Source organism: Paenibacillus sp. URB8-2 (assembly GCF_013393385.1).
Classification (GTDB): Bacteria; Bacillota; Bacilli; order Paenibacillales; family Paenibacillaceae; genus Paenibacillus_AQ.
Map to the genome: position 1 here is coordinate 4,226,814 of NZ_AP023239.1, position 15,937 is coordinate 4,242,750.

General features: G+C 52.5%; 14 protein-coding genes. 3 read left to right on the forward strand and 11 right to left on the reverse strand.

Going from position 1 to position 15,937, the window contains the following annotated elements:
• Positions 1–91: 91 nt before the first annotated feature.
• The 6 genes from PUR_RS19525 to PUR_RS19550 all read right to left on the reverse strand — a co-directional run bounded on the left by PUR_RS19525 (position 92) and on the right by PUR_RS19550 (position 6,997).
• Entirely contained in the window at positions 92–610 is a 519-nt protein-coding gene (locus PUR_RS19525) for an adenine phosphoribosyltransferase (protein WP_179036681.1), read from the reverse strand.
• 161 nt (positions 611–771) lie between these two features.
• Positions 772–3,183, reverse strand: a complete 2,412-nt coding sequence (gene recJ, locus PUR_RS19530; protein ID WP_179036682.1) for a single-stranded-DNA-specific exonuclease RecJ — start codon at positions 3,181–3,183, stop codon at positions 772–774.
• A gap of 32 nt (positions 3,184–3,215) precedes the next feature.
• The gene (locus tag PUR_RS19535; protein ID WP_179036683.1) at positions 3,216–4,178 is read right to left on the reverse strand and encodes a cation diffusion facilitator family transporter; all 963 of its coding nucleotides are present in this window, start codon (positions 4,176–4,178) and stop codon (positions 3,216–3,218) included.
• Positions 4,179–4,295: 117 nt separating this feature from the next.
• Entirely contained in the window at positions 4,296–5,198 is a 903-nt protein-coding gene (secF, locus tag PUR_RS19540; protein WP_179036684.1) for a protein translocase subunit SecF, read from the reverse strand.
• Positions 5,188–6,438 carry a protein translocase subunit SecD gene (gene secD, locus PUR_RS19545; RefSeq protein ID WP_179036685.1) on the reverse strand — a complete coding sequence of 417 codons (1,251 nt, stop codon included), beginning with the start codon at positions 6,436–6,438 and terminating at the stop codon, positions 5,188–5,190. The genes secF and secD overlap by 11 nt, the downstream gene beginning before the upstream one ends.
• A gap of 307 nt (positions 6,439–6,745) precedes the next feature.
• Positions 6,746–6,997 (reverse strand): post-transcriptional regulator, encoded by a 252-nt coding sequence (locus PUR_RS19550; RefSeq protein WP_179036686.1) that lies wholly within the window; start codon positions 6,995–6,997, stop codon positions 6,746–6,748.
• A 247-nt stretch (positions 6,998–7,244) separates the two neighbouring features.
• Here PUR_RS19550 and spoVB point away from each other — a divergent pair, with 247 nt between their 5' ends.
• On the forward strand, positions 7,245–8,810 hold the full coding sequence (gene spoVB / locus PUR_RS19555; RefSeq protein ID WP_232101896.1) for a stage V sporulation protein B: 1,566 nt from the start codon (positions 7,245–7,247) through the stop codon (positions 8,808–8,810).
• Here the strand turns inward: spoVB and PUR_RS19560 are convergent, their stop codons facing one another.
• Complete coding sequence (locus tag PUR_RS19560; protein WP_179036688.1) at positions 8,811–9,557, reverse strand: YetF domain-containing protein; 747 nt, start codon at positions 9,555–9,557, stop codon at positions 8,811–8,813.
• Positions 9,558–9,768: 211 nt separating this feature from the next.
• On the opposite strand from PUR_RS19560, the gene PUR_RS19565 reads away from it, so the two are divergent.
• The gene (locus tag PUR_RS19565; protein WP_179036689.1) at positions 9,769–10,161 is read left to right on the forward strand and encodes a TIGR04086 family membrane protein; all 393 of its coding nucleotides are present in this window, start codon (positions 9,769–9,771) and stop codon (positions 10,159–10,161) included.
• Between the two features lie 101 nt (positions 10,162–10,262).
• Positions 10,263–11,102, forward strand: coding sequence for a phosphatase PAP2 family protein (locus PUR_RS19570; protein ID WP_232101572.1), 840 nt, complete (start codon positions 10,263–10,265; stop codon positions 11,100–11,102).
• A gap of 164 nt (positions 11,103–11,266) precedes the next feature.
• Here the strand turns inward: PUR_RS19570 and yajC are convergent, their stop codons facing one another.
• From yajC to PUR_RS19590, 4 genes are read right to left on the reverse strand one after another with little or no spacing between them, the layout of a single operon-like run.
• A complete protein-coding gene (gene yajC / locus PUR_RS19575; RefSeq protein ID WP_179036691.1) occupies positions 11,267–11,584 on the reverse strand; it encodes a preprotein translocase subunit YajC in 318 nt (105 codons plus the stop codon).
• Between the two features lie 44 nt (positions 11,585–11,628).
• Positions 11,629–12,765: a tRNA guanosine(34) transglycosylase Tgt gene (gene tgt, locus PUR_RS19580; RefSeq protein ID WP_124695802.1), complete on the reverse strand. Its 1,137-nt coding sequence runs from the start codon at positions 12,763–12,765 to the stop codon at positions 11,629–11,631.
• 21 nt (positions 12,766–12,786) lie between these two features.
• Positions 12,787–13,815 (reverse strand): tRNA preQ1(34) S-adenosylmethionine ribosyltransferase-isomerase QueA, encoded by a 1,029-nt coding sequence (queA, locus tag PUR_RS19585; protein WP_179036692.1) that lies wholly within the window; start codon positions 13,813–13,815, stop codon positions 12,787–12,789.
• Positions 13,816–13,821: 6 nt separating this feature from the next.
• Positions 13,822–15,909: a SpoIID/LytB domain-containing protein gene (locus tag PUR_RS19590; RefSeq protein ID WP_179036693.1), complete on the reverse strand. Its 2,088-nt coding sequence runs from the start codon at positions 15,907–15,909 to the stop codon at positions 13,822–13,824.
• Positions 15,910–15,937 lie beyond the last annotated feature (28 nt).

Below are 15,937 nucleotides of genomic sequence, written 5' to 3' on the forward strand. Positions count from 1 at the left end.
AAAAGCCGGCAGCCTCATCGTACTTGAGTACGGTAATGGCTGCCGGCTTTTTATTTCCCGGAAAATAGCGAAATCTACCTAGAGATAAATGTCAATCTTCGTAACTAAGAAGGGAAACCACTTCAACGTCAGGAAGCTTCTTTCGGCCTTCAAGCTGCTCCAGTTCAATCAAAAATGCCGCTCCGACCACATTGCCTCCGAGCTGGTGAACAAGGTTAACCGCAGTCGAAATGGTACCTCCTGTTGCCAGCAGGTCGTCGGCGATCAACACATTTTGGCCGGGAAGTATCGCGTCGGTATGTACTGCAAGCCGGTCTTTGCCGTATTCCAGATCATATCCCGCTTCAATCGTATCGTACGGCAGCTTTCCGCTCTTGCGGATCGGTACAAAGCCTACACCCAGCGCATAGGCAAGAGGAGCCCCTACCACAAAGCCACGGGCTTCCGGACCGGCGATGACATCGATATTCAAATGAGACACGCGTTCTTTCAGCGCGTCAATAGCTTGGCGGTACATCTCGCCATCCTTCAGCAGAGTCGTAATATCTTTGAAGCTTATACCCGCCATCGGAAAATCCGGTATCACACGGATAAATTCTTTGAAATCCAAAATAACTCCCCCTAAAAGTTTTGATAGCATAACTTCTCTGAATGATCTTCGCAAAACTTGCTTCGGAAGCATTTGCTTTGTTTTGATAGCATAACTTCTTTGAATGATCTTCGCAAAACTCGCTTCGAAAGCATCTGCTTTCTCACAAGGCCTCAATGGATTTAGGATGCACCGAGTCTGCGCGACTCCATCCATTCTTGAAGCTCGGCTGTACTCCCTTCCGTGAAGTACTGCTCCATTTCCGCCAATTCACTGAGGTACATGAAATGGCTTGAAGAAGCCAGGTCGCGGGCTGCGGGCCGGGTCACAAAGGATAATTGTCCCTGCTCCCTCATAATAAAATCAAGCTCTTCGAATACGTCCAGCATCATCTTCAGCATCCGCAGGCTCATCGGCGATTTCCGGCTCAGCCGCAGAAGGACTTCCTGCTCTGAAATTGGCTTGGCGGCGATGACGGCCAGCCATTTATATAGGGTCTTGAAATGATCTCTTGTTGGAACGAGCAGACGATCTCGCTCCTGGCGGAGCGAGTGCAGCAGCGCGATGTTCTGCACCTCCGGAAAAGTCTTAAGCAGCACGTCAAGCTGCTGCGGCGACTCCGGCATATCCAGCAGGCATAGCAGGGATAATGGGTTCTCCAAATGTCCTCCCGCCGGCAGATCGTCTACAGGAGAAATTCCTTTATATTGATCATATACCCAAAAGGACATCCCTTGCCATTCCGTCTGCTCCCGCTCGAGCAGACGTTCCTTGCGGACCACCACCGCCGCAAGATCTTGCCTGGCGGCGGTCTGCGGAAGCAGCAGATCGAGCAGACGTTGTGTCCTGCCTGCGGCATCCCGCGCACCGCGGAAATCGAACAGCTGTGGCTGTGGGACCGCCAGATCTTGCAGCATAAGCTGCGCCTTTCGGGACCCGTTCCATTCGTTGACGGACAATTCCGCAAGCACATCAATGCCGGTCCCTGGCGGCAGCAGCTCGGCCAGCTCTCCCTTGCCAAAAGCGACGGCTTCGACCGTCCTGCCTTCCTGCTGCAGAACCAGCTTCAGGTGACGATTGCCCTGTCCCATAGTACGCGTCTCTTTCACTGCCGCTCCCCGAACGATAAATTTCGGTAGCGGATTGCTCATTCCGAAAGGAGCCAGCAGCTCCAGCTCCTCGGCGGCCCGTAGCGATAAATCGGCGAGCGTATATTCTCCGTCCGCCGTGACCACCGGCACAAAGTGTTCCTCCGTCAGAACACCGGAAGCGAACTCCTCAAGCGCGGCGGCAAATGCGTCCAGGTTGTCACGGTGCAGGCTCATGCCCGCCGCCGCCGGATGGCCGCCGAAGTGATCCATGAGATCCGCGCAGGATGAAAGCGCCGCGTAGATATCTAGGCCGGGAATGGACCGGGCCGAGCCTTTGCAATAGCCCGTTTCCGGATGGATGTCCAGTATAATCACAGGCCGGTAGTAACGTTCGAGCAGCTTGGAAGCGACAATGCCGACTACCCCGACATTCCATTCTTCCCCCGCCAGAACTATGATGCTTGGGAGTTCTCCATCCTTAACTCTTTCTTCCAAGCGGACTAACGCTTCGGCAACAATCCGGTCAACGACCATCTGCCGTTCTTTATTCAGCATGTCCAGTTCTGCGGCAAGGCGCTCTGCCTCCACGGGATCTTCTGTGGTCAGCAGAGACACCGCCCGTCCGGCATGATCGAGGCGCCCGCTGGCATTAATGCGAGGCGCCAGCGCAAAAGCGACATTGACCGCGCCTACCTTCTCCACGTTTACGGCGCTCACATCAAGAAGCGCCCGAATGCCGGGATACTTTGATTGGCGCATACTTATAAGTCCCCTTCGCACAATGGCTCGGTTCTCGTCAAGAAGGGGCATCAGGTCGGCTACCGTTCCGATAGCTGCAATTTCCAGCCATTCTTCCGGGACTTGTCCATCCAGAAGCGCCTGAGCCAGCTTGTAGGCGACCCCTACACCGGCTAATCCCTTAAAAGGATACGGGCAGCCAGGCAGCTTCGGATTGATCAGAGCATATGCGGGAGGCAGAACAGCCGGAGGCTCGTGATGATCCGTAACAACAACATCCATCCCAAGCTCATTCGCATAAGCGATTTGGCTGCAGGCGCTGATTCCAGTATCCACCGTAATGATCAGCGAGACGCCCTGCTGGAGCGCCCAATCGAGCGCGTGGTTATGCAGCCCGTAGCCCTCATTGGAACGGTGGGGGATATAAATGTCGAAGGAGGCGCCCAGGTGCCGCAGAAGATGAATCATCAGCGAAGTACTGGATACGCCGTCAGCGTCGTAATCGCCGTAGACGAGGATATGCTCCTCTTCCTCCAGCGCCTTTTTGATGCGGGGGACGGCCTCCTTCATCCCTTTCAGCAAGAATGGATCATGATCTTCTACCACTGCGCCTTCTATAAAGCTAAGTGCTTCTTCCGGGTCGCTCATCCCTCTCGCGACAAGCAGGGATGCAACGAGCGGAGAAACAGAAAGTCTCCGGGCCAATTCCCTGGATTGAACGGGATCGGCTACCGGAGATTGCCATTTGGTTTTTGAATGAAGCAATGCGGTTCACCTTTCTCTCGCGCTTGAGCCGGCTATTGCAGCAGCGTCGGCATTTCACTGTCCGTCAGCTCATAATTGGTTTTGTAAGGATAACCGGGTTCGTAAGGCACGATATCCATATGAACGTGGCCGACATGGACGAAACGGTGCTGCAGCAGCTTTTTGGCGCAATCTGCGATTTCGCGCGCTTCCATCACGCTGATTCGCGGATTGACGCTGATCGTGACCTGAAGATTGACATATCGGCCTTCCTCAAGCGCCTTTAAATGTTCCACGCGAATGACTCCATGAACTTTTTGAACGGTATCGATAAAATTTGCGGCATCTTCATGCGGAAGCTCCTGGCTATTCTTGCCGTAAATCGTACTGAGAATAAGCAAATATCCTTTGCGGAGAATAAGGCAAGCAGCAAGAAGTGCGGCGATCGGGTCCAGGTACAAGAGAGGATGCCAATTCAGATAGCCTCCGAGCATGGACGTCGCCACGCCGATTAATACGGTCAGCGAAGTATACAGGCTGAAGCGATGATTATCGGCATAAGCGGCATGACTTCCGTTTCCGATTTTTTGGGCAGTGCGGTATTGATATTGAAAAATAGCTTCTTTCACCAGCAGAGACAGACAGATCGTCAACAACGCGAGTTCTCCTGAAGGATTCAGGTCTCCGCTCGTCAAGTCGCGGATTGCGGAAAAAGCGATTTGCAGACCGCCCATTAAAATTAGCACCGCAAATACAACGGATAATAAAGGCTCGTTCTTATTCTTCCCATCCCGCGAATCCGGTTTCCGCGCCCTGTTGCCTTCTCCGCCGCTACGCCACGGAAGAATCTCGGCCAGCTTCGCCGCGGCATCCGCACCCGAGTATAAGGCATCGGCGATCAAAGCCTTGCTCCCCGAATAGTAACCTGCGACTCCTTTGGCCAGAGCCAGCGTGAAATCGCCGGCAATTCCCGTCCAAGCCACCCGCTCGTTTTGAGACGAATACTTTTCATTCATCTGGGTTCCTCCTTGCCGCTCCATGTACTCGCTGTGCTGATGGGTATAATATCCGACATCCCGCCTGAGGTTTCAAAAGCCGCGTCGTCATGGACGCGGCTTCGTTTAAAGGATCATTTACGCTTTGGCAGGCTTGCTCTTGGGCTTAACCTTCTGGTTCTTCTTCAGCAGCAGCCACAGCGGACTTGCGATGAAGATCGAGGAATATGCACCGAACAACAGACCGATAACCATGGCCAGAGAGAACATTTTGATCGACTCGCCGCCAAGCACCAACAGGAAGAATGCGGCGATGAATACGGTAAAGGCGGTGTAAAGAGAACGCATGATAGTCTGAGAGATACTCTTGTTGACGAGAACTTTCAGATCGTCGTAGGTCCTTTGCTTGCCGAAGCGCAGATTTTCGCGAATCCGGTCAAAAATAACGATCGTATCGTTGATTGAATAACCGATAATCGTCAGCACAGCGACAATGAATGTCAGATCCACTTCCAGTCTGAAAATGGAGAATACGGCAACGACCATGAACGCATCATGGATCAATGCAACGATCGCAGCTATCGCAAAGCGCCATTCAAAACGGATGCTTACGTACACGATAATGCCCAGGCAGGAAATGAGAACCGCATAAATCGCGTTGCGGGCGAGTTCTTTTGCCATTTCAGTATCGACGGTGTTGACTTCAAATGATGCCTTGTCGTCAAGCTTGGAAATGGCGCTCTTCAGCGCAGCATCCTGCTCACTCGTCAGTACTCCGTCATAGCGGATGGTCATGCGCTGCGTTCCGGGTGTAATATTCGGTTCATGATCTGTTCCTATGTTAGCGACAGCCGTACGGATTTGGTCCACCGTCAAATTCTTGGAAAGAGAAACGTCAACGTTGGAGCCGGCTTTGAAATCGACGCTGTAATTCAGATTGAATATCGCCAGGAAAATAATCCCGAGAATCGTGAGCGTGATGGAAAAAATGTAAAAATATTTGCTCAAGTGGACGTAATCGAGCTCTTTCTTAAAGCGCACTGATTTCACTCTCCTTTACCCCGAATTGCTTTGGCTTGCTCAGCTTGCCGGCCTTAACCAGCATATTAAGCAGCCAACGGGCGAAATAAAGGTTCGTAAATATGCTGAGCAGAATTTCTACAATCAGCACGAGCGCGAAGCCTTTTACCGAGCCTGTACCGAAAGCGAACATGACGGCCGCGACGATAATCGTGGTGACGTTCGAGTCCATAACAGTACGGAAGGAGGACTTGCTGCCTGCCTTGACGGAGGACATGATGCTCTTACCGCTCCGCATTTCTTCCCGAATTCGTTCATTTGTAATAATGTTGGCGTCAACCGCCATCCCGATCCCGAGTATGAATGCCGCCACGCCCGGAAGCGTCAAGGTAAAATCGGCAAATACGAAGACCAGAATAAGCAGCCATGTATGCAGAATCAAGGCAAAGCTGGCGATAAGGCCAGGAACACGGTACATACCGATCATAAAGAGCAGAATAAACACTGAACCAATCAGGCCGGCTTTAACCGTCTGATCCAGGGACTGCTTGCCCAAGGTTGCGCCTACGCTCTGGGAGTATTTCTCCGTCAGCTTCAGCGGCAGGGCTCCGAGATTGATCGTATCGGCCAAATTCCGGGCTTCCTCGATTGTATAATTCCCCGAAATCGATGCGGTTCCTTCCGTAAGCTCCGCTCTTACTTGCGGATCGGAAAGCTTAGTATCATCCAGGTAGATGGCCAGATGCTGACCGAGCAGACGCTTCGTAATTTCCGCAAATTTCTGTTTATCTTTAACCTTGATGCTGATTTCGATCTGATTCAGGCTGTCGCGGCCGATGGTCGCGGCGTTCTCAACGAAATCGCTGCCTACCAGCTCGATTTTGCTGTACGTTCCTTCGGCGTCGCCAGGCGCGGCGCTGCGGAAGGTAAGAACTGCCGGCTCCTTCATCTTTTCACGAACCTCAGCTTCATTGGTGACACCGGCGATTTTCAGACGGATACGATCCGTTCCTTCGGTGGTAACCTCCGGTTCGCTCGTTCCTAGTACGTTGGCCCGTTTCTCAAGGCTGGCAGCGGTCTGCAGCAAAGAAGCCCGGGTTATTTCCTTGCCTTGCTCGGAAGGCTGGGCTTGGTATAAAATTTCGAAGCCGCCCTTCAAATCAAGACCCAGCCGTACTCTGTCAAGCAGCCCGGGAGTCGATACCGCCATAACGGCCGCTAAGACGAGCACGGTAATGATGAAGCTCAGAAGTCTTTTCATGCTCTTGCTAGTTCCCCTTTCTTAAACTCAATATTCCTATTATAGCTACGCGCCAAATCAGCGTCAATTCAGCAAGCATTGGCAGCGCTGTGTTCGCGGCGTTCCTCCGGCAAGCTCCTATTAATTATAATCCTGCCTGACGGCATGCGGAAACAAGCGGCCAAAAGAGCGCCGCAATCAAAAAGAAACGGCAGCCCTCAGCCGCTTGCCGGGAATAGCCATCCGTTTCCTGAATTTCTATGAAGTTACCTTTCTCCTACTTTACGCCTTTGTGGAGCCGTTTGCAAAATATCCTCGCAAATTCCGTTCACTTTAGTCCCTTGTACATGGAAATGGTCAAATAATTCATATAGGTGGTTACTTTCAGGGAATAGATGTCATTCACGATTCTGTGGAGCGGCGGCGTTCCTTCCTTGGCATAATTCCGGCTGACACATTCCCAAATATCTTGGGCGATAACATATTCATAGCCGAGAAGCCGAAATTCCTCCGCTTTGCTGAGACACATGGCTTCGAACTCCTTGTCCAGCAGTTCTTGATCCTTACGCTCCGATTCCACGTGTTCACACCTCCCTGTTACGTCTATCAACAATGTCCATGAACTCTCTTCATAATTTTATAATATTCGACCTTCATTCGCGCTTTCCTTCTTTACCGTCAAAATGTTATGCGGGGAAGACTGTCATGTCCGATCACATGCGGCATATCCATTTAAAAGGACAACGTTCGGCTGCCGCCACATTTCACCCCGGAAGAAGGAATGCCCTTTGAGGAAACCGAAAAGGCAAAGCTTTATCTATGGAACGATGATTCTGCTCTCGGCTGGTATTGTTAACCGGATGCTGGGCTTCATTCCGCGCATTATCCTGCCGCGTGTAATTGGAGCCGAGGGTGTCGGCTTGTATCAGCTGGGCTATCCTTTCTTTTTAGTGCTCGTTACGGTCATTACCGGTGGGATTCCGCTGGCCGTCGCCAAAATGGTGGCGGAAGCCGAAAGCAAGGGACATCCGGAGCGGTCGCGACGCATCCTGCATACGGCTCTGGGGCTTAGCATCTCGCTGGGCATTCTGTTTACGGGAATCGCCCTTGCCGGCGCATCCTGGGTATCCAACGTTATTTTAACAGACAGCCGTGTATATTATACGTTCATCGCCATGATTCCAATGCTCACCATTGTCGCAGTTTCCGCCGTATACCGGGGTTATTTTCAAGGTCTGCAAAATATGATTCCCTCCGCGCTGTCTTCTGTGTTGGAGACGGTAACGCGAATTTTCTTCATGCTGTGGTTCTCTTGGCAGCTGCTGCCAAAAGGGATCGCCTTCGCCGCAGCCGGAGCCATGCTGGGAGTTACCGCGGGTGAAATTACAGGGATGCTGGTGCTGCTTATCCAGTACTATTCCGCCTTAAAAAAGGACAAACCGGAGCCTGACCAGCAGAACGACAAACCGGTTGAAGCGACAAAACAAGACCCCGCCCTAGGGAGCGCCGGCCGAAATGGCGGAATATTGAGACGTCTGCTTGGCATTTCCGTCCCCGTAACCGCCGGAAGGCTCGTCGGCTCGTTTTCCTATTTGCTGGAATCGATTATCACTGCGCGGAGCCTTGCCATGGCAGGGATTGCCACTTCAATGGCAACTGCTCAATACGGTTCACTTCAGGGTATGGTAATCCCGCTGCTCTTATTGCCGGGCGCGCTTACCACCGCGCTTGCCGTCTCGCTGGTGCCTTCACTGTCCGAAGCGTCGGCCCGCCGCGATCTCAAGGCGATTCATAAACGGATTCATCAGGCCCTGCGCCTGGCCATGGTCACAGGCGCCCCGTTCGCCGTGCTTATGTATGTGCTTGCCGTCCCTTTATGTACCCTGCTGTACGGCAGTTCAGACACTGCTCCCATGCTGCAAATGATGGCGCCGTTCGCCCTGTTTCTGTACGTTCAAGCTCCGCTTCAGGCTGTCCTTCAGGCGATGGACCGCCCTGGAACGGCATTGATCAATACATTGATCGGCGCGACTGTAAAAATTCTGCTGATCCTTTCGCTCGCCTCAAGACCGGAATACGGAATCAACGGCGCTCTGATCGCTATTATTGCCAACAGCATCCTGGTCACATTGCTGCACGGTTACAGCGTCGTCAAATTGATCTCCCTTCGCTTGAAGCTGAACGACCTGCTCAAGACTGGAGCGGCGATGACGATCATGGGCGCCGGCGTAAAATATGTATACACCCACATATCGATAGCCGAGGCCCAGTGGATGCAGTTTTTGTTCGCGTCCGCTCTCGGCATGGCGCTGTATCTGGGGATTTCCCTGTTAACCGGACTATTTTCCCGCCGCGACCTTGAACGAATTCCGCTTATCGGCCGATGGCTGTAGCTATTTGGAGCGGTTATGATCCACATAAAGCTTGCCTTTGTGGTCGATGGAACAAAGAAATACGTCACGAAAATCGGAGACGCCTTGTTGCCGAATCTGATTTCTTAGCCAAAAACGCGTTTTCCCAATCATCTCCAGATTATCATCCTGTACCTTGCCGTCCATAATCAGCGGTACCGGCAGTCCCTCATACCGGATTTTGTCTTTAGGGAACTCATTGACGGACGCTTCGCTGTCTGAAATGATTTTGCCTGAACTGCTGTTCCCTGAACGGTTGGAGGAAGAAATGTCATTGTCTTTCTCAATTACGGTCAGCTGTCCGGTAGGCTCCAATATCGCGAACTCGACATCTGCCAAGCTGGTAATATTTTGTCCTCTCAGCTGCAGCAGCAGATCGTCAATATTATATCTTTGTTTACGCATTTCCTTACGCTGAATTTTGCCGTCCGATATCAGAATGCTCGGTTTACCGTCAATCAGCAGCCGCAGCTTACGGCTTTTCAGGCTGAAATGGGCAAGCACCACCTGCGTCAGAACAAGCGTCACTATCGGCACGATTCCGTCATACAACGGACGCTCAATATCTTCGATTGCGAATACGGCAATTTCGGCGATCAGAATTGAAATCGTAAGGTCGAACACCGACAGCTTCCCAATCTCCCTTTTCCCCATGATGCGCAAGCTCAGGAAAATGAAGAGATACATCAGCAAGGTCATAAAGATATGTGCGGTGATATGCCGGAACATATTGCTTCGCTCTCCTTTACAGGTCCCCGGGCACACAGCGCCGGATGGAACAATGTAGTCCTATTCTGACCGCGAGTCCCATGTAACATTCGGAAACCCGGCGCTCAATTACTGGTAAATGCCCGTCCATCGCTTTCGTGTACTATTGGGGCAAGCCGTCTCATAGTATGAAGTAATTGACTTAGCACTTTGAATAAGAGGAGGTTAAACCATGGATTTGCTCCGGAAACTGTTCTCGCTGAAAATAGGGAATCCCGTGCTGTCGGGCCTGTGCCGCGCTTTTTTGTGGATGCTGATGGGAGCTTTCATTCTTTCGCTGCTGCTTTGGGGAAGCGGGCTGAGCGAACATGATCTCTCGCTGTATACCTATGTTGTACATGGACTGGCTATTGCCCTCGGAGGCTGGACGGCAGGCAAAAGAGCCATCAGCAGGGGATGGTATCAAGGCTGCCTTACAGGCGCTTTTTATGGAGTCATTGTGCTGATCATCGGTTTCTTGGCTTTGGACAGCCCTCTGAAAGCGCCTGATCTGCTGTGGATTGCGGCTGCAGCGTTCATCGGCGCGCTTGGAGGAATGTTCGGGGTCAATTTCCAGAAAGTATAATGTTTATATTTTCAAAAAATTGAAACAGCGCTTCCCAAAATGTGATACACTGTCATCATCTAATTGCTGTTTTTTGCACATTCAAGGAGGCTTTGATCGCTTTGCTTTACCAATCTATGAATACTGTTTCAGGGTTTACCGTAGTGATTGTCTTTCTGCTGATCGGCCTTGTCACCCGCCGAAATCCGTTTATGGCACTGGTTTACCTCGCCAAAGAAATGCTGCGATCCTATAAACTCGTGCTTCTGATCGCCGGCATGTCCGGTGTGCTGGCCCTTAACAAGTATGAGCTGCAAATTGAGAAAAAACTGCATCTCACCTCCGATTTCACCGGCTTTGTGTTCGGTCTCGAAGGACATTTCGTTCAGGCAGTACAGCATCTCTTCTACACTCCGTGGCTGACTCCGATTATCGTGTTCTTTTACATTTTTATGCTGCAATCGGTGCTTGCCGCTTCGCTTGGAGTGTATCTGATGGACAATAACCGTCTGATGCTCTACGCGACCTGTTACGCCGTTATTCTAAATTACGCAATTGCCATTCCCTTCTATCTTTATTTTCCGGTAAATGAGGTTTGGTCCTATGCACCCGCAGGGGTCCGGTTCGTGATGCTGGATGTATTTCCGAGATTTGAGCAGGAGTACCGGGCGTTGTCCGGACTGAATAATTGCTTTCCCAGCCTCCATACCTCCATTTCCCTGACATCGGCGCTGCTGGCTTTCAGGTCGGGCAACAGGCGCTGGATGACAGTCGCGGGCGTTTCGGCCGCCTTCATTATTTTCGGTATTTTCTATCTGGGCATCCACTGGTTTACCGATATGATCGGCGGTACACTTCTTGCCGTGCTTTCTTCCTCGCTCAGCGTTAAACTCGCCAAGCTTACGCTTCGCGGCGGTGAGGCTGCTCTGCGGGTCGGCAGTGAAGCTACCCCTTTGCAATAGGCTGTCAGTATCCCCATTCGGTATTGAGCGCTCCTTTTCATGCGCATGGCTTATAACATTCATCGAAGAAGTCCCGAACCGGGGCTTCTTTTTTCACACAATAAAAAGCGGTGTGCCTCCCATTCATGGAAAGCGCACCGCTTAGTGAAACAGAAACTTGCAAACTATTGCTTTGAATCCGCTTCCGTTGTTGCTACGGAATGGCTGATCGAACCACGGTCAAAGGTCAATTTTGTTACATCATTCACCCGGAGAACCACGATATCGTCCGAAATCTCCATAATCGTGCCGTGAAGGCCGCCGATCGTAACGACCTTGTCACCCTTTTTCAATGCCTTTAACATCGAATTGCGCGTCTTGGTCTTCTTCTGTTGAGGACGGATCAGCAGGAAGTAGAACACGATAAACATCAAGACAAACGGCCCAACAAGCCCTAAAATGCTTGAGGATTGGGATCCTGCACCTGCAGCGTACTGAAACATATTTCACCCCCCTTTCAAATCTTCGCTAAAGCACAATCCAGAGCTTAGAAACCTTTTGAATTATCATTTAAACCGTATTGTGCGAAAAACTCATCTCGAAAATCCAGCAGCCGGTCTTCCATGATGGCTTTACGCACCTTACGCATCAGTTCCAACAGGAAGTACAAATTATGATAGGTCGTCAAACGAAGTCCGAAGGTCTCGTCGCTCTTGATCAAATGACGCAAATACGCACGCGAATAATTGCGGCAGGTGTAGCAGCCGCATTCCGGATCAAGCGGCCCGAAGTCGCGGGCATACTGTGCATTTCGGACAACGAGTCTTCCCTGGCTGGTCATTGTCGTTCCATTGCGGGCAATACGGGTCGGCAGCACGCAATCGAACATGTCAACACCCCGGATTGCGCCTTCCAGCAGCGCGTCAGGAGAACCGACACCCATCAGATAGCGCGGCTTGTCCTGCGGCAGCAGCGGAACCGTATAATCCAGCACTTCATACATAAGCTGCTTCGATTCTCCGACACTGAGTCCTCCAATAGCATACCCCGGGAAATCCATGGAAGTCAACTCGGCAGCGCTCTGCCGGCGAAGATCTTCAAACATGCCTCCCTGAACGATAGCAAATAGGCCCTGATCATGAGGACGGGCATGGCTCTTCAGGCAGCGTTCCGCCCAGCGAGTCGTCCGTTCCAGCGATTTTTTTACATAGTCGTACTCTGCCGGAAAAGGCGGACATTCGTCAAAGGCCATCATAATGTCGGAGCCCAGCGCATTCTGAACCTCCATCGCAACCTCCGGCGACAAAAACTTCTTATCCCCGTTCAGATGGGAACGGAAGTGAACGCCTTCCTCCGTGATTTTACGCATCTCACTCAGAGAAAACACCTGAAAACCGCCGCTGTCTGTGAGGATCGGACGATCCCAGTTCATGAATTTGTGCAAGCCTCCGGCTTCACGGACGATATCATGTCCCGGACGGAGAAACAAATGGTACGTATTGCTCAGAATGATCTGGGCATCCATATCCTTAAGCTCTTCGGGACTCATCGTTTTGACAGTCGCCTGGGTGCCTACCGGCATAAAAGTGGGCGTCTCAATAACCCCATGAGGAGTATGAACTCTGCCGAGACGGGCCCCCGATTGTTTGCATGTCTTAATGTGTTCGTATGTTATTGCTGCCATATTCGTAACCCATCCTCTTACTTAGTAAATGAACATTGCGTCGCCGAAACTGAAAAAGCGGTACTTCCTCTGAATCGCCTCTTGATAGGCATCAAGAATATGCTCCCTGCCCGCCAAGGCGCTGACCAGCATGACCAGCGTCGATTTCGGCAGATGAAAATTCGTAATCAGGGCGTCCACCAGCTTGAATTCGTATCCAGGGTAGATAAAAATATCCGTCCAGCCGCTGCATGCTTCGAGCGGTCCATCGCCGAACATGCCGCCGACCGTCTCCAGCGTACGGCATGAGGTGGTTCCAACCGCCACGATTCGGCTTCCCTTTGCCCGGGCTTCGTTCAGCATATCCGCCGTTTCACGTGACAGCATGAAAAATTCCGCATGCATAACATGCTCCTCAACCGTATCCACGGACATCGGCCGGAATGTGCCAAGCCCGACATGGAGGGTAATGTAGGCTAGTTTAACCCCTTTTTCCTTAATCTTCTTCAGTAGTTCCTCCGTAAAATGCAAACCGGCCGTAGGTGCGGCCGCCGAGCCTTCATTGCGGGCATATACGGTCTGATACCGTTCCCGGTCGTCCAGCTTCTCCTTAATATAAGGCGGAAGCGGCATCGTTCCGAGCCTGTCCAGAATCTCCTGGAAAATCCCATTGTACATGAACCGCAGCGTGCGCCCGCCCATGTCGCTTTCATCCTCGATTACCGCCCGAAGTTCCTCACCGAAGAATATGACGGCACCGGACTTGAGCTTTTTTCCCGGCTTCACCAGAGCCTCCCACCGGTCTTCGCCCAAGCTTTTGAGCAGCAGCACTTCGGCCTTGGCTCCGGTATCTTCTTTAACGCCGAACAACCGGGCGGGAATCACTCTCGTATCATTCAGCACAAGCGTATCGCCTGGCTGCAGTTCATCAAGAATATCGGTAAATTGCCGATGCTCTGTGCTTCCGCTTCGCTTGTCCAACGTGAGCAGCCTGGATGCGCTGCGGTCGGCAAGCGGAGTCTGGGCAATCAGTTCTTCCGGCAGATGAAAATCATACAAATCCACATTCATTGCTAGTCATTCCTTAACTATAGTGACATTCTGAAAATAGTGTTGCAAAATCTCCTTGTAATCATACCCTTTATCCGCCATTCCCTTCACGCCCCATTGGGACATGCCGAGTCCATGGCCGTTGCCCCAGCCAATGAACAGAAAGCCTGGATTGGCGTCTACTACCCGCGCCTTGGAGTCCACGTCCATAACGACGGTCCCGCTGCCGCTTTGCGTTACCATACCTGAAGCGGACAGTACGCCCGTCTGCTGTGAACCGCTTACTGTTGCGGTTTGGCCGTCGGCGCCTAGTACAGTATAACTGCCCGAAGGCACAATATCAAACAAAGTGCTGGGCAGTCCGCCTAATGCGGAGCGGTACAAATCGGGATACTTCACTGTAAGGGCATTGCCGTTGGCCTGGACCAGAACGGCCCGGCCCGACGGACCACGCTCCGTTACCTGAAGGCTGACGATGGATGAAGGCAGAGTGCCGCTCGTCTTCCCTTGCAGACTCTTCAGAAGCTCGCCGGATGAATAAGGTCCTTTAATCCAACTGTAGCTGCCCGACTCCAGCACACTGTCCAGAACGACCGCATTTTCTCCCGGGTTCAGCTTGCCGACGGGGCTTACGCTGCTGTCAACCACAGGCAGCGCCCGCACATTGACATCCTTGGTCGTCGCCGTCAGCATGTTCAGGCCGGCGGCGGTCTTGTCGCCAGTCAATTTCACATTGTCTTCCCGGACATAGCCGTCCAAGCCGTTAGACAGCTGCACATAATACCATTTCTTCGCAGTAGCCACAGCGGAACTGTCGCCTGAACTGTCTACGCTGGAAAATACATTTCCTCCATTATTCCATACTTCGGACGGATCGGCTGTCATTCCGCCGCTGTTGGATGAGAATACGGCTTCAACGATATTCCCTCCACTCTTCAGCACCTCGCCTGCCGTGGAATCCACCGCCGACGTAATCGATGCCGCCTCGGCTCCAGTCCCGTTGTAGACCTGGCTGAGCGTAGTGTCCACGACATTCGCAATGTCGAATCGCAGCCCCTGCGCAAGCGCATAGCTGCGAGCAGCCACCGCCTGCGCCTTAAGCGCTTCGGCCGGCCAACTCGAAGAGACCTCCCCGCCAACGACCGAGTACAGATATTGTTCTAGCGAGAGTTCATTAACAACGGACAGCGATCCGTTCGATCCACCAAGCTCCAGGCTTCCGCGGTAGGTCCGCTTTGATCGTTCGGCAAGCTGAATGCCTGAACTGCCCGCTGAAGCCTTAAACTTCGCATCACCGGATACCGCGTAGTGTACTGCTTGAGTCTCGCTGTTCAAATCCAGTCCGACATCACTACGGATCATGAGACCCGCCGATGCCGTCGTCAATATCAGCTGCGGCATCACCTGGCCAAGCACAAGCCGTGCTGCGGCCAAGTCGCTGTCATTGGCAGCTTCGGCTACCCACACCTCGTACCGCGACCCTCCGCCTTCGGAAGGAACGACGGCGGTCCAGGCGTCAACGCCGGCCGCGGCTATACTTGCCCTTGCGGTGTCGGCTTCCTGCTGAGTGGCATAGCTGCCCGCTGTCAAATGCTTGCCGCCCTTGACAACGGGAACTTGGTCCGCCGGGAGGTTCAAACCGGCTTTGGCCACTCTATCAACCGCATTCTTCGCGGCGCTTTCGCTGGCGTATATCCCGGTATAGAGCTGATATACATTGCTGCCTCCCTTTGAGTTCAGAAACAGCAAAGGCTTGTCCGACGTGGACTGGAGCTTCTTCGCCGCATCGGCTACCGTCTGCCAGGAAGATGTCTCAAGCACCTTGACGCGGTATCCGTCCAGGCTTGCGCGCACCTTCGTCCCCGAAGGAATCGTAACGAGAACGGTCCCGCCATCTTGGGCGGTCAGGCTCCAGGCCTGGCCCGAGAGCAGCGTGACCGCCGGGACCGTCAATTTATATTTGCTGCCGATATCCGCAAAAAGCGCGACCCTGATCGTCCGGGCGGAATCGGCGTAACCGGCCCCGGCGGGCAGCAGCAGACTTCCCGCTGCCAGCGCGGCTGCCAGCAAGCCTTTTGCCAGAGCCGTTCTCTTTTTCCTCCATGCATGACTCATCTTCACGTTCTCCTCCAATCGCCAAAGT